Source organism: Flavobacterium magnum, from assembly GCF_003055625.1.
Classification (GTDB): domain Bacteria; phylum Bacteroidota; class Bacteroidia; order Flavobacteriales; family Flavobacteriaceae; genus Flavobacterium; species Flavobacterium magnum.
The window spans coordinates 2,505,497-2,518,808 of record NZ_CP028811.1 but is presented as its reverse complement, the minus strand read 5'-3'; the positions used below and the strand labels follow the sequence as shown (position 1 = coordinate 2,518,808).

General features: G+C 48.4%; 12 protein-coding genes. 9 read left to right on the top strand and 3 right to left on the bottom strand.

Annotated features, from left to right (window positions below; all coding sequences use genetic code 11):
* Positions 1-22: 22 nt before the first annotated feature.
* On the bottom strand, positions 23-1,849 hold the full coding sequence (gene rho / locus HYN48_RS10660; protein ID WP_108371539.1) for a transcription termination factor Rho: 1,827 nt from the start codon (positions 1,847-1,849) through the stop codon (positions 23-25).
* A 183-nt stretch (positions 1,850-2,032) separates the two neighbouring features.
* Between rho and HYN48_RS10655 the strand changes: the two genes are divergently transcribed.
* Positions 2,033-2,443 (top strand): DUF4293 domain-containing protein, encoded by a 411-nt coding sequence (locus HYN48_RS10655; protein WP_108371537.1) that lies wholly within the window; start codon positions 2,033-2,035, stop codon positions 2,441-2,443.
* A gap of 89 nt (positions 2,444-2,532) precedes the next feature.
* Here HYN48_RS10655 and HYN48_RS10650 read toward each other — a convergent pair whose 3' ends face one another.
* Entirely contained in the window at positions 2,533-3,045 is a 513-nt protein-coding gene (locus tag HYN48_RS10650; protein WP_108371535.1) for a metallophosphoesterase family protein, read from the bottom strand.
* Positions 3,046-3,211: 166 nt separating this feature from the next.
* Here HYN48_RS10650 and truA point away from each other — a divergent pair, with 166 nt between their 5' ends.
* From truA to HYN48_RS10610, 8 genes are all read left to right on the top strand, one after another.
* Entirely contained in the window at positions 3,212-3,979 is a 768-nt protein-coding gene (gene truA, locus HYN48_RS10645; protein ID WP_108371533.1) for a tRNA pseudouridine(38-40) synthase TruA, read from the top strand.
* A 4-nt stretch (positions 3,980-3,983) separates the two neighbouring features.
* Positions 3,984-5,744, top strand: coding sequence for an ABC transporter ATP-binding protein (locus tag HYN48_RS10640; protein WP_108371531.1), 1,761 nt, complete (start codon positions 3,984-3,986; stop codon positions 5,742-5,744).
* A gap of 3 nt (positions 5,745-5,747) precedes the next feature.
* Entirely contained in the window at positions 5,748-6,398 is a 651-nt protein-coding gene (locus tag HYN48_RS10635) for a DUF2238 domain-containing protein (RefSeq protein ID WP_108371524.1), read from the top strand.
* A 30-nt stretch (positions 6,399-6,428) separates the two neighbouring features.
* On the top strand, positions 6,429-7,103 hold the full coding sequence (locus tag HYN48_RS10630) for a hypothetical protein (RefSeq protein WP_108371522.1): 675 nt from the start codon (positions 6,429-6,431) through the stop codon (positions 7,101-7,103).
* A 91-nt stretch (positions 7,104-7,194) separates the two neighbouring features.
* Positions 7,195-8,580, top strand: coding sequence for a dihydrolipoyl dehydrogenase (gene lpdA / locus HYN48_RS10625; RefSeq protein WP_108371520.1), 1,386 nt, complete (start codon positions 7,195-7,197; stop codon positions 8,578-8,580).
* A 295-nt stretch (positions 8,581-8,875) separates the two neighbouring features.
* Positions 8,876-10,810, top strand: a complete 1,935-nt coding sequence (locus HYN48_RS10620) for an SPFH domain-containing protein (protein ID WP_181248457.1) — start codon at positions 8,876-8,878, stop codon at positions 10,808-10,810.
* Between the two features lie 30 nt (positions 10,811-10,840).
* On the top strand, positions 10,841-11,140 hold the full coding sequence (locus HYN48_RS15290) for a hypothetical protein (RefSeq protein ID WP_181248456.1): 300 nt from the start codon (positions 10,841-10,843) through the stop codon (positions 11,138-11,140).
* Positions 11,141-11,240: 100 nt separating this feature from the next.
* Positions 11,241-12,638 (top strand): alpha-amylase family glycosyl hydrolase, encoded by a 1,398-nt coding sequence (locus tag HYN48_RS10610; RefSeq protein ID WP_108371513.1) that lies wholly within the window; start codon positions 11,241-11,243, stop codon positions 12,636-12,638.
* A 45-nt stretch (positions 12,639-12,683) separates the two neighbouring features.
* Here the strand turns inward: HYN48_RS10610 and HYN48_RS10605 are convergent, their stop codons facing one another.
* Positions 12,684-13,301 (bottom strand): porin family protein, encoded by a 618-nt coding sequence (locus tag HYN48_RS10605; RefSeq protein WP_108371511.1) that lies wholly within the window; start codon positions 13,299-13,301, stop codon positions 12,684-12,686.
* Between the last annotated feature and the right edge of the window lie 11 nt (positions 13,302-13,312).

Genomic DNA, 13,312 nt, shown 5'->3' with positions numbered 1-13,312 from the left:
CAGGCGTCGCAGCCAACGATTACTAATCATTCATCGATATCAGGAACTCTTCGTTGTTACGGGTTTTCTTAAATCGGTCATTGATAAAATCCATGGCTTCCACCGGATTCATGTCTGACAGGTATTTCCGCATGATCCACATGCGCTGTAGTGTTTTCTCATCCAAAAGCAAATCGTCCCGGCGTGTGCTTGACGACGTAAGGTCGATGGCCGGGAAAATACGCTTATTGGCAATCTTGCGATCCAATTGCAGTTCCATGTTTCCGGTTCCCTTGAATTCTTCGAAAATCACCTCGTCCATTTTAGAACCTGTTTCAGTCAGGGCCGTAGCGATAATACTCAGCGATCCGCCATTTTCCACGTTTCGTGCCGCCCCGAAGAAGCGTTTTGGTTTCTGCAGCGCATTGGCATCGACACCCCCGGAAAGTACTTTCCCGGATGCGGGTTGCACGGTATTGTAAGCTCTGGCCAGTCGCGTGATGGAATCCAGCAGGATCACCACATCATGTCCGCACTCCACAAGCCTTTTTGCTTTTTCCAAAACGATGTTCGCAATCTTCACATGTTCCTGCGGCTCGCGGTCAAAGGTTGAGGCGATCACCTCTCCCCTGACGTTGCGTTGCATGTCGGTCACCTCTTCCGGGCGCTCATCAATCAACAACACCAATAGATAGACCTCAGGATGGTTTGACGCAATGGCGTTGGCAATGTCTTTCAGCAACATCGTCTTACCGGTTTTCGGTTGTGCCACAATCATCCCACGCTGTCCTTTACCGATCGGTGAAAACAGGTCGATGATGCGCGTGGAAATTGAGCTGCCTTTCTCAGCAATCCTGAATTTCTGCTGTGGGAAAATCGGGGTCAGGTGCTCAAAAGACACACGGTCCCGGACTACCTGAGGGTCGTGCCCGTTAATTTTCAAAACCCTTACCAATGGAAAAAACTTCTCCCCTTCCTTTGGCGGACGGACCACGCCTTTCACGGTATCGCCGGTCTTGAGCCCAAAAAGGCGGATCTGCGATGTCGAAAGGTAAATGTCATCCGGCGAGGCCAGATAATTGTAATCCGAAGAACGCAGGAAACCGTAGCCGTCAGGCATCATTTCCAAAACACCTTCGCTTTCGATAATCCCGTCAAATTCGTAATCCGAATCACGAAAATTGTTCTTTTTCCCTTTAAACGCGGCTTCGCCCCGGGCATTCTGGTTTCCGTTAGGGTAGTTATTCGGTTTAGGGTTTTGATTGTCGTTTCCGTTGCTGTTCCCGTTTTGGGCCTGGTTCGGATTGCTTTGCTGCACACGGTTCGGCTGTGTGTCGGACTGTGTGTTGCTGTTATTATTGTTATTGTTCTGGTTTTGCGGATTTTGGTTCGGACCCTGGTTTTTACCGATAATTTTCGGCTTCCTTTCCGCAGTACTTTCTGCAGCCTGTTCCTGCGTGTCTCCCAAAGTTTCCTGGGAATCGTTGTTGTTGTTGTTGCGGTTCTTTTTGTCGAATTTATTCTTCCCGAATTTATTCCTGCGTTCAGTTTGCTGGGTGGTTGCGGCCGACTCGGGTTCACTGACGGCCTGGTCAAACAATGTGGCGCTTTCCGCGGTCCTGGGCGACGGAGGAGTCTCTGCGGAAGCGTCTTTCTTATCTTTTGACATGCGTGTTCTTTTGCCTTTGCCTTCTTCGGCTGCGGACCCGTTGTTATTGTCCTGGGTAGTCGTGGCAGCGGCCTGGTTGGCGAGGATCCTCTCAATCAGTACTTCTTTTTTTACGCCTGCTGTTTTGATGTTTTTGGCCAATTTGGCAATTTCCTGAAGCTCAGTAAGCTTCATTTCTTTTAATGCAGAAATATCAAACATGAATGTTTTTTGAATTAATTAAATTGGAGCAATTCGGAATGAATGGTGGTGAAATTTTTGAAAATGAATATACCGAAGGATGAAGTACTTACGGTTTAGTTGTGCAATAATACAAATAATATTTCAGCAGACAATAGCAATTATTAAAAAGAAAATATATTTTTGTGCCGAAATTACTACAGTATGCTGCAGAGAATACAGACCGTCTACATGGCCATCGCGCTCCTCGCGACCGGTGTGCTTCCGTTCATTTTCCCGTTGTGGAAGGTGGATGGCAAGGACGTTTTTTTTGTGGCTGAAACCATTTATGTACCGCTTTTCGGTTTGAGTACCGCATTGTCGGTCATGGCAATCATTTCGTACGCAAAAAGACAAAACCAGTTTGTGATGAACAGGCTGAATATGATATTGAATTTAATTTTATTAGGATTATTTGTATACCGCTCGCTAAATTTATCTGGAGAAGCGCCCGTCGTTTCTGAGAAAGGTATTGGTATGTTCCTCCCGATTGTTGCTATCGTTTTTTTGGTCTTAGCCAACAAAGCCATCAAGAAGGATGAAGATCTCGTAAAATCTGCGGACCGGTTGAGGTAACCCTATAAACTTAGTTTATTAGTGCGAAGAAAAGTCTGAACGAAAGTTCGGACTTTTTTTGTTTTACAAATATGGAAATCCGGTAGTTATTAATGCATGGATGGCGGGCGCTTCTGTCCGAGTTCAATCACCTCCAGATCACTGATTTTTTCCCCGTCAATCACAAACCGCAGCATGGTACGGACCTGATGGAAGCCGCTGATGCCGCAGGCGCCCGGATTCATGTGCAGCAAACCGAGCTTCTTATCAAACATTACCTTAAGGATGTGCGAATGCCCGCAAATGAACAGTTTCGGCGGATGGTCGTTAATTTCCTGCCTTACCGCCGGATTGTATTTACCCGGATAGCCGCCGATGTGTGTGATCCAGACCTCGACGCCCTCGCAAAAAAAACGGTTGTGCAATGGGAATTCCATACGCGCCTTATCACCATCAATATTGCCGTATACGGCGCGCAGCGGCTTGATGCGTTTCAACGTGTCAGTGACGTTCAGGTCGCCGATGTCACCTGCATGCCAGATTTCGTCTGCCTGTGCCGCATATTTCAGGATCTTGTCGTCGATGTGACTGTGGGTATCGGAAAGCAGCAGTATTTTTTTCATGTAGGAAGGTGCAGTTTACAGGTGTGCCAAATTTACAAAGTTCGTTTGAACCCGCGTGTTCGGTTTCAAAAGTTGCTTTAAAAAAAGCCGTTTTGGAACTGTCGAACTTTGCTGACACTTCCTGAAAAACTTTGTAACTTTGCTGCTTTAATCTTTCCACGTTACATTGCGCTACTTCATCCGATTTTCCTATAACGGCACCCATTACCACGGTTGGCAATACCAGCCGAATGCGGTTTCCGTGCAGGAAATACTCGAAAAGGCGATGTCCGTGATCTTAAGGGAACCGGTCGAACTGACCGCCGCCGGTCGTACGGACGCCGGGGTACACGCCAGGACGATGTACGCACATTTCGAGGTCGGATCTCTCGAGAGCACGCCCGAGATCGTGCATCGTCTCAATGCCTACCTGCCCGCTGATATTGCAGTTGCTGAGCTCATCAAAGTCCACGATGGGGCACATGCGCGTTTTGACGCGACCAAACGCACGTATGAATACCATATTTTCACAACCAAAAACGTATTCGGCAATGAAACGGGCTGGCATTACGGACTGCCGCTTGATGTGCACAAAATGAATCAGGCCGCCGCAATCCTTTTGGAATACAATGATTTCCAATGTTTTTCTAAAGTCAATACTGATGTCAATACGTTCAATTGCCGCATCGCTGAGGCATACTGGCAGGAACAGGACGACCGGTTGGTCTTTACGATATCTGCCGATCGTTTCCTGCGCAATATGGTCCGCGCGATTGTTGGTACTTTAGTAAACATCGGCCGGGGTAAAATTCCGATCGAAGGCCTGAAAGCCATCATTGAGAGCAAAGACCGCAGCAAAGCCGGATTTTCTGTGCCTGCACAAGGCCTCTTCCTGACAGCAATAACATACGATTACATAGTAGAAAAGTCCAATACCGGCACCGCTAACATCTGACTAAATGAGCGCAAAAGCATTCGATTCCCGCGTATTCAAACGCATTATGGCCTACACCAAGCCGTATCGCAGGCGCTTTAACGGCGTCATTGTCTGGGCGGTGTTCCTCGCGGTTTTCGCGGCACTGCGCCCCGCTTTACTGAAGGGCACCATCGACAATTACATCGCCAAAAAGGACGAACTGGGCTTGCTGTATTATATTATTGCTATGGGTGGCGCGCTCATCATGGAAGTGCTTTCCCAGTTTTACTTCGTCTATTGGGCGAACTGGCTGGGGCAGGATATCATCCGTGACATCCGGAACAAACTGTTCCGCCACATCTTCAGCTTCCGGATGAAATATTTTGACATGGCGCCTGTGGGCCAGCTCGTGACGCGCACGGTTTCGGATATTGAAGCCATCGCAAAAATATTCAGCCAGGGCCTTTTCATGATCCTGAGCGATCTCGCCAAGATGGTCGCGTTGCTGTTCCTGATGTTTTACCTGAACTGGAAACTCAGCTGGATCGTGATCGTTGCCATGCCGATCCTGGTATATATCACACGCATTTTCCAGAAGAAAATGCAGTTGGCCTTTGAGCAGGTGCGCAACGAGCTGTCAAACCTGAATACCTTCGTACAGGAACGTGTTACGGGTATGAAAATCGTACAGCTTTTTCACCGCGAGCAGATAGAGTATGACAAGTTCCGCGACATCAACGACCGCCACCGCAAAGCGTGGATCAAGACCGTATGGTACAACTCCATCTTCTTCCCGATTGCCGACATGATCTCTGCACTTACACTGGGATGTGTGGTTTGGTATGGCGGATTGCGCATTTTAGGCGGCGACACGACAACGACCTTTGGTGACCTGTTTTCATACACCATGTTTATCACGATGTTGTTCAATCCTTTGCGCCAGATTGCGGACAAATTCAACGAAATGCAGATGGGAATGATTGCAGCCAATCGTGTCTTCGACATCCTCGACAGCGAAGACCAGGTACAGCAGGACGGTACAATCGAGGCGCCCGCGTTTGAGGGACACATCGAATTCCGTGATGTGCATTTCGGGTATATTGAGAATGAAGAAGTCATCAAAGGCATCAATTTGAAGGTAAATGCGGGAGAGACCATTGCCATTGTCGGGGCCACGGGTGCCGGAAAGTCGACCATCATCAACCTGATGAACAGGTTCTATGAAATCAACAGCGGAAAAATCTGCATTGATGGCCATAACATCAGGGATTTTAGGCTGGAATCGCTTCGGAATCAGATCGGGGTGGTTTTGCAGGACGTTTTCCTTTTTGCCGATACCATCCTGAACAATATTACGCTGAACCACGCCGGCATCAGCAGGGAGCAAGTCATTAACGCCGCGAAGAAAATCGGCATTCATGACTTTATCATGAGCCTTCCCGAAAATTACGACTACAACGTCAGGGAGCGCGGCGCCATGCTGTCATCTGGCCAACGCCAGCTCATCGCTTTCCTGCGCGCTTACGTGAGCAATCCTGCGATTTTGGTGCTTGATGAGGCGACATCTTCAATTGACACCTATTCCGAAGAACTGATACAGCGCGCGACCGAGACCATCACCAAAGGGCGCACATCCATAGTCATTGCGCACCGCCTCGCCACCATCATCAACGCCGATAGGATTGTAGTGATGGACAAAGGGCTGATCGTAGAACACGGCACCCATCAACAGTTGCTCAGCATTGAAGGCGGTCACTACCGAAACCTGTATTATTCGCAATTCCTGACCGAAGTAAAAAATTAAGCTATGTCCTTCACCATCGCCATTTCCACCGACAGAAAAAAGTTTAAGCAAAACCGATGGCTGCAGCTTTTTTGCGCTGTTTTCATCGGTTGCTGGATCAATTCATTTATAGGGACTACGGACACGTCAAACTGGTTTCTGGAAAACACCCTGGTTTTCCTGTTTCTGGGCTTCCTTACCTTTACGCACAGGAAATACCAGTTCAGCGACCTCAGTTATCTGTTGATTTGCATCTATTTGTGCCTGCATGTGTATGGCTCGAAATATACTTATGCTGAAAATCCCTTCGGATACTGGCTGAAAGATGTCCTGGATTTACAAAGGAACCATTACGACCGCATTGTGCACTTCAGCTTCGGATTCCTGCTGGCCTACCCCATGCGCGAAATGTTTCTCAAATGGCTGAAATTCCCTGCCTGGGTGGCCTGGACCTTGCCGATAGAGATCACCCTGTCGATCAGTGCTTTCTATGAGCTGATCGAATGGGCCGTTGCCGACATCCTTTTTAAGGAACAGGGCGCCGCTTACCTCGGCACTCAGGGCGACATCTGGGATGCCCAGAAAGATATCTTTCTGGCTTTTTCAGGGGCAATCATCGCAACGACAGTGGTTTCAATTGTCAGGAAACTGGGAAATTTCAACGAGCCGCAATAAGACAAGTTCATCATCAACAGAAATAATCTTATGGAAAATCAAATTGAATCGCTTCAGAGACAGGTGCGCCAACTGCGCATCGCGCTCATGGCTTTGGCGGGATGCCTTGCTGTTGGACTCCTGGTCTCATTCAAATCCGGGAATCAAGAAATCATCCGCACCAAAGGCCTTATTGTAGAGGATGCCGCGGGCAAACCTTTTATCATGATGGGCAGCCCGATACCACAGGAGAAAGGCCGCAAACGGCACGACGCGATGTCAGGATTGGTTTTTGTGGACAGCACCGGCACCGACCGCTTATTCATGGGTAAAGATGGAAAATTGCAGATTGGCGGGAAACTCGAAGACCGGAATTCGGCAGGCTGGTCCTATATCATTAATGACAACACCGGCGATGAACGCGGCGGCTTCGGATTTGCGGATGATGAGGACCGCATCGGCCTAGGGCTGGATTATGGCGGTAAGGATGGCGGAGAGGCCATCTACCTATATGCTTCAAACGACATAGCCTACCTGCTCATGAACAGCAACACGAACGACAGGGTCCGGCAGCGCGCCGTGTTGTGGCATGACACAAAAAATGATCTTACGCAGATCAAGCTTGGAGATAAAATCACCGACGAAAGGCTTGTAATGCGCGTTGCGGCACAAAAGGCCGTGATTTCCCATCAGGTTAAAGGCACCAACAAGAATATCCTGGAGTAGTTTTTTGCAGCACCAATTGGCGCAAACATTTTACAATAACCAAATAAATACTTACTTTCGTACACAAATTTTAAACCGCAAAATATACATAATGAAATACGATATTATAGTTTTAGGAAGTGGTCCCGGTGGCTACGTTACGGCCATCAGGGCTTCGCAACTCGGATTTAAGGTTGCTGTGATCGAAAAGGAAAGTCTCGGCGGGATCTGCCTGAATTGGGGATGTATCCCGACGAAAGCCCTGTTGAAATCGGCACAGGTATTTGATTACCTTAAACATGCTTCTGACTACGGACTGACCATTAAGGAATACGATAAGGATTTCAACGCGGTGATCTCCCGTTCGCGTGGTGTGGCCGACGGCATGAGTAAGGGTGTGCAGTTCCTGATGAAAAAGAATAAGATTGATGTGATCGAAGGGGCCGGAAAAATCAAGCCGGGCAAAAAGGTCGCCGTGGACAACAATGGGACTGTGACGGAATATTCAGCCGACCATATCATCATCGCTACAGGTGCACGCTCGCGTGAACTGCCTAACCTGCCGCAGGACGGCGAGAAAGTGATCGGTTACCGTCAGGCGATGACCTTACCGGAACAGCCTAAATCCATGATTGTCGTGGGTTCCGGTGCAATCGGGGTAGAATTTGCACATTTCTACAATTCGATGGGAACAGACGTTACGATTGTGGAATTCCTTCCGAACATAGTCCCATTGGAGGACGAGGAAGTGTCCAAACAAATGGAACGCTCGATGAAGAAAGCCGGCGTGAAAATCATGACCAATGCATCCGTTGAAAAAGTGGACATCAGTGGCAATGGCGTCAAAGCAACAGTTAAGACAGCTAAAGGGGAAGAAATACTCGAAGCCGATATTGTGCTTTCTGCTGTCGGAATCAAATCCAATATTGAAAACATCGGACTCGAAGAAGTGGGCATCGCTACCGATCGTGACAAGATCCTTGTAAACGATTTCTATCAGACGAATATTCCCGGGTATTATGCAATCGGCGATGTAGTTCCCGGACCTGCGCTGGCTCACGTCGCTTCCGCAGAAGGAATTACGTGCGTTGAGAAAATTGCGGGCCTCCATGTTGATAAGATCGACTACGGAAACATCCCGGGCTGTACTTATGCCGCACCTGAAATCGCTTCCGTGGGGATGACCGAAAAACAGGCTAAAGAGAAAGGATACGAACTCAAAATCGGCAAGTTCCCATTTTCTGCCTCCGGAAAAGCAAAAGCTGCCGGTGCTGCTGATGGTTTCGTAAAGGTAATCTTCGATGCCAGATACGGCGAATGGCTGGGTTGCCACATGATTGGTGCCGGCGTTACTGACATGATTGCCGAAGCGGTCGTAGCCCGGAAACTCGAAACTACAGGTCATGAAATCATCAAATCCATACACCCCCACCCGACCATGAGTGAGGCAATTATGGAAGCGGCTGCGGCGGCTTATGATGAAGTGATCCATTTGTAGACGCGGATTGCACAAATAGATTTAAGAATAGACCGTCCTTTGGGGCGGTTTTTTTTTTGGCCAAAACACCAGGGTAGCGAGCGTGTTTTTTAAGAGACATTTCGGTCAGTTCGCTCAGGTTCCGGCGACAATACGATTTTTAACAAAACTGCCGCTTTTAAACAAAAAGTCCTCAATTCCTGAAGCTTTTCCCATCAAAATCAACATAAACAAACGATGCAACGTTAATCCCTGAAATCCTCTAACTATTTTCTTAAATCCTTAGTAATTTTACATCTCCAAAATGTAAAACAAAATGACAACAATGCTTGCTTCTTACTGGTGGGTGCTCCTGATCCTGCTGGGTATTCTTATGTACAAATTTGTACTTCGCGTGTTCTTCGGTATGGTCATCGTGCCTGAAGACAAGATTGGTCTTGTAACCAAAAAATTCGTGCTTTTCGGAGCTGAAAAATCCTTGCCTGACGGCCGCATCATCGCCACCAAAGGCGAAGCCGGTTTTCAGGCTAAAACGCTCGCACCTGGACTTTATTGGGGCATGTGGATCTGGCAATACAGCGTCGACATGACCGCGTTTACCATTATTCCTGAAGGTAAAATCGGGCTGGTGCTGAGTAAAGATGGTGAAGAAATCCCGACCGGGCACATCCTGGCGAGAAAAGTCGATTGCGACAATTTCCAGGACGCGACTGCCTTCCTGAACAATTCCGGACAAAAAGGGCGGCAAACGGCGTTCATCACCACGGGATCTTATCGGATTAACACCTTCCTGTTCGAAATCATCGTGTCCGACCAGATCAAGATTTTCGAAAACATGATCGGGATTGTAACTGCCCTGGACGGCGAACCGATCCCTCAAGGGCAAATTGCCGGTAAATACATCGATGGGCACAACAATTTCCAGGATTTCGACAAGTTCCTCGAGCTCGGCGGAAACCGCGGCCTCCAGCCACAAATAATGCTGGCCGGTTCGTACTACATCAATCCCTGGGCCGTGCTGATAGAACAAAATCCGATGACAGACGTGCCTATCGGTTATGTCGGTGTTGTGATTTCCTATATCGGTGAAGATGGCAAAGACGTTACCGGCGACAGCTTCAAGCACGGAAATATCGTTTCAAAAGGACAACGCGGCGTGTGGATGGAGCCGCTGGGTCCCGGAAAATACGCATTGAACAAATACACAACCAAGCTCGAGCCGGTGCCTACCACGAATCTGGTACTGAACTGGGCCAACGCGCGCAGCGAATCGCATAACCTGGACAAGAACCTGTCGACCATTACGGTACGTTCGAAAGACGGTTTCCCATTCAACCTTGACGTGGCGCAGATCATCCACGTACCGGCCAACGAGGCACCAAAAGTCATCGCGCGTTTCGGAAGCATGAACAACCTCGTGTCACAGGTTTTAGAACCCACTATCGGAAACTACTTCCGGAACTCGGCCCAGGACAGTGATGTGATTTCGTTCCTGTCGACCAGAAAAGAGCGCCAGGAATCAGCCAAGAACCACATCAAGCTGGTGTTGGATGAATACAACGTAAACGCTGTGGATACGTTAATTGGTGACATCGTTCCGCCTGAATCACTGATGAAAACGCTGACCGATCGTAAGATTGCCGAAGAAGAGCAGAAAACTTACCAGACTCAGAGGATGGCGCAGGAACAAAGGCAGGGTGTAGAAAAAGAAACGGCCATTGCAGACATGCAGAAGGAAATCGTGCGCGCTTCTCAAAGTGTCGAAATTGCGCAAAGGACTGCCGACGCCACCGTTAAAAAAGCGGAAGGTGATGCGACCAGCCTCAAGCTCAGTGTAAACGCTGAAGCCGAAGCGACAAAAATGCGGGCCAATGCAGAAGCCGAAGCCACCAAGGCGCGGGCCGGTGCGCAAGCGGAGGCGACAAAACTAAACGCCAGCGCCGAAGCGGAAAAGATCTCCAAAACCGGTCTGGCCGAAGCCGAGAAAATCATGGCCATCGGAAAATCGACCGCCGAAGCTTATCAGTTACAGGTTTCAGCGATGGGCGGCGACAATTTTACAAAATATAAAATCACCGAAGAGATCGGGAAAGGAAAAATCAAGGTCATTCCGGACGTCCTGATTTCAGGCAACAACGGTACCGACGGTTCGATCAGCGGACTGCTGGGGATGAAACTCATGGAAATGATGGATGCCAGGGACGACACCAAAACGCGGGATGGAAAAGCACAGCCCGGAAATGAGGCATAAGTCCGAATCAGTCACAAAAATCCGTACCATGTGTACGGATTTTTTTTTGCAATTGGCGGCCCGTCAGCCTGTAAATTAAAATGGGAAAGCTGTAAAGCGCCGCATTCAAAATGCCCTAATTTCGGTAAAAACCACAGCCATGAAAAGAAGGATAAAAAAAGCGCGGAAACACAGCCGGAAAAAAAACCGGCTCGGCGTCAAAAACTCGCTCGTCAACAACATCAACGCGCGCCGCAAGAAGGGTATTTCGAGAAGCAAACGGAAATCAGGGATTTCGAAAAAATCGTACGCTGCGATGCAGGCAAACTGGAAGAAAAAGAAGTGAGCTGACGTATATTTAGTCCTTCAGGATTTCCCCTTTTTTTTCAAATCGTCAGCAGAGGCTTTTTAGTTCATTTTCATATCTTTAAGCCGAAAAACGAAAATTCTGATGAAGCCATTCTACAAATCAATCGGATTGCTGGCTGCACTTTCCCTGGGCAGCTGCAACCACGTCCCGGAAAAAAAGCCTGAAAAAGGGAACGACCTGTCGGTTTATGAGCCGAAGGAATACGTGGAAGTCAAACACCCGGACTGGTCAAAAAATGCCACGATTTATGAAGTGAATATCCGCCAGTACACCCATGAAGGGACGTTCAAAGCATTCGAATCGCACCTGCCCAGGCTGAAAGCGATGGGAATCGACATCATCTGGCTGATGCCGATACATCCGATAGGCGTGGAAAAACGCAAGGGTACACTGGGCAGCGAATATTCCGTTAAGGACTATTTCGGTGTCAATCCTGAGTTTGGCACTGCGGCCGATTTCAGGCGCCTGGTCGACAGCATACACGCGATGGGAATGCACATCATCATCGATTGGGTTGCGAATCATTCGTCATGGGACAATCCGTTGGCGAAACAGCATCCTGACTGGTATACCAAGACACCGGAAGGCCACTTCCAGCCCACGCCCTGGTATGATTGGGATGACGTGATTGATTTCGATTATGACAAACCCGAACTTCGCAAATACATGACCGGTGCATTGGTGCATTGGGTCAGAGATTTTAATATCGACGGGTATCGCTGCGATACGGCCGGTTTTGTGCCAACCGATTTCTGGGACAACGCGCGCGCCGAACTCGATGCCATCAAACCCGTGTTTATGCTGGCCGAATGGGAATCGCGCGATTTGCATAAGAAAGCATTCGATATGACCTATTCATGGACGCTGTTTGAGAAAATGACCGCGGTGACAAAGGATAAGAAAGGCAGCGCCGGACTTGTAGAATACATGGCGCATGATGTGAGCACGTTCCCCCGAAACGGCTACCGCATGCTTTTTACCGACAACCACGACATGAATTCCTGGAATGGAAATATGGTTGCCAATTTCGGAGATGGACTGAAAGCCTCGATGGTGCTTTGCGCCACGATCAATGGTATGCCGCTGGTGTATGGCGGACAGGAAGCGGGGTTGTCGCGTTCGCTTAAATTTTTTGATAAGGATGAGATCAATTGGTCGGCATTCCCATATGCGCCGTTGTACACCAAACTCTTTGCGCTGAAGCACAGCAACCGTGCACTATGGAATGGCAACGAAGGCGGGGTGATGATCCGGATATTCAATGACAAGCCTGAGCAGGTCATTTCTTTTTCGAGGACGCAGGGAAAAGACAGGGTGATCGCGATAGTCAATTACAGTAGCAAACCGGCAACGGCGACGCTGGATTCGAAATACCAGAAAGGCAGTTATACCGAACTTTTTTCCGGAAACAAAGTGACGCTCGCCGGCGCAGACGTATTCAAGTTGGCTCCCTGGGAATACCTGGTGCTGGTAAAATAAAAAATCCCGCGTTTGCGGGATTTCTTTTGCTGTAAGCTATTCTATCTATTTGAGCATAAAGTTCAGCCCCACGTTGAAGCTTCCCCGGTCGTTGCGTATCGCTGATCCGTCGTTGTTTTTTGCGATGTCGCTCAAACCAGCCTGTTCATCGTACTCGATGAAGATTTTCATCTTGTCTGATACCGGTATTTTTACACCAATACCCAAAGCCAGTCCGAAATCACTGCTTTTAAAGAAATCCTTAACGTCGGTATCAGCCGAACTTTCTTTGGCGCTCATTAAAAAACCTGCGTACGGACCAAAATTAAGGTACCAATTGCGCTTTTTTCCAAAATGCCAGTTGGCCATCACCGGTACCGTAAGGTAGTTAACATTGTAGTCTGCAGGGAAAGTATCTCCATTGGCGTCAGTGAAAAATCCGCCATCCCAGCCCTTCTGGTCGTAATACAATTTTGCCTTCAGACTCCATCGGTCTGAAAAATAATAGTCACCTCCAACGGAAAAATTAAATCCGGTGCCGGTATCCGCCTGCAGATTGGCATCCTGAACCGTCGAGAAGTTCACACCGACACCAACGGCCATTTCAAAATCGCCCTTAGCCTGCGCTGAAGCCACAGTAGTAAGTCCGCAAAAAATTACTGCAGACAGTAAAAAATTCTTCATGGTTTATGTTT

Bases quoted from the DNA above. Each gene is read 5' to 3' on its own strand.
- rho (WP_108371539.1), bottom strand. From the start codon at position 1,849: ATGTTTGATATTTCTGCATTAAAAGAAATGAAGCTTACTGAGCTTCAG.
- HYN48_RS10655 (WP_108371537.1), top strand. From the start codon at position 2,033: ATGCTGCAGAGAATACAGACCGTCTACATGGCCATCGCGCTCCTCGCG.
- HYN48_RS10650 (WP_108371535.1), bottom strand. From the start codon at position 3,045: ATGAAAAAAATACTGCTGCTTTCCGATACCCACAGTCACATCGACGAC.
- HYN48_RS10640 (WP_108371531.1), top strand. From the start codon at position 3,984: ATGAGCGCAAAAGCATTCGATTCCCGCGTATTCAAACGCATTATGGCC.
- HYN48_RS10635 (WP_108371524.1), top strand. From the start codon at position 5,748: ATGTCCTTCACCATCGCCATTTCCACCGACAGAAAAAAGTTTAAGCAA.
- HYN48_RS10630 (WP_108371522.1), top strand. From the start codon at position 6,429: ATGGAAAATCAAATTGAATCGCTTCAGAGACAGGTGCGCCAACTGCGC.
- lpdA (WP_108371520.1), top strand. From the start codon at position 7,195: ATGAAATACGATATTATAGTTTTAGGAAGTGGTCCCGGTGGCTACGTT.
- HYN48_RS10620 (WP_181248457.1), top strand. From the start codon at position 8,876: ATGACAACAATGCTTGCTTCTTACTGGTGGGTGCTCCTGATCCTGCTG.
- HYN48_RS10610 (WP_108371513.1), top strand. From the start codon at position 11,241: ATGAAGCCATTCTACAAATCAATCGGATTGCTGGCTGCACTTTCCCTG.
- HYN48_RS10605 (WP_108371511.1), bottom strand. From the start codon at position 13,301: ATGAAGAATTTTTTACTGTCTGCAGTAATTTTTTGCGGACTTACTACT.